Source organism: Paraburkholderia sp. BR10141 (assembly GCF_056155635.1).
This window is the reverse complement of sequence record NZ_JBMIQH010000136.1, coordinates 1-640: the sequence shown is the minus strand read 5'-3', so window position 1 is coordinate 640 and position 640 is coordinate 1. Positions and strand designations below refer to the sequence as shown.

The window sequence follows — 640 nt, the reverse complement described above, 5'->3', positions numbered from 1 at the left end:
CACGCGAGACGTTACTTCGTCAAGGCAGAGGAAAATGTTCCCAAGGCAGCACGTACGCCAGATCTGCTCGCAACACGCTTCATCAAACTGTTTGGCAAGTTGTTTGCCGCCGAGGCACGCAGTAAAACGTGGAATGCAGGGCGGCGTCAGCGCCTGCGGCAACGCTATAGCGCCCGCGTACTCCAGGTCATCAAGGATCTCATGATCGAGCAGTCTCCGGGAGTGCTGCCCCAGAGCCTGCTCGGCAGGGCACTGAGCTATCTACGTGAGCAGTGGCCGAAGCTTGTGCGTTACCTCGAGAACGGCGACTGGCCGGCATCGAACAATTTCTGTGAAAATTCCATTCGCCCGTTTGTCGTTGCACGCAAGGGCTTCCTGTTCGCAGATACGGTTGCCGGCGCACATGCCAGCGCAAATCTCTTTAGTCTCGTTGAAACATGCAAGGCCAACGGTATCGATCCATACCGTTACCTGACCTGGCTGTTCGAGCGCCTGCCTCTGGCAAAGACCGCCGACGACTACGAGGCGCTCGTGCCTTGGCGGATGCCGGCCCCCCGGAACTGATTCGCAGCATATCCACTCCACGAATCAACGCGCCTGTCCACCACTCAGAGGGACGGCGATAATGGATCGCTTACGA

General features: G+C 58.1%; 1 protein-coding gene. It reads left to right on the top strand.

The genetic code is table 11. The features are described from left to right. The coding region (locus tag ACOJB8_RS41190; protein ID WP_475018003.1) for an IS66 family transposase at window positions 1-564 on the top strand (564 nt) is incomplete at its 5' end. Window positions 565-640: the final 76 nt, after the last annotated feature.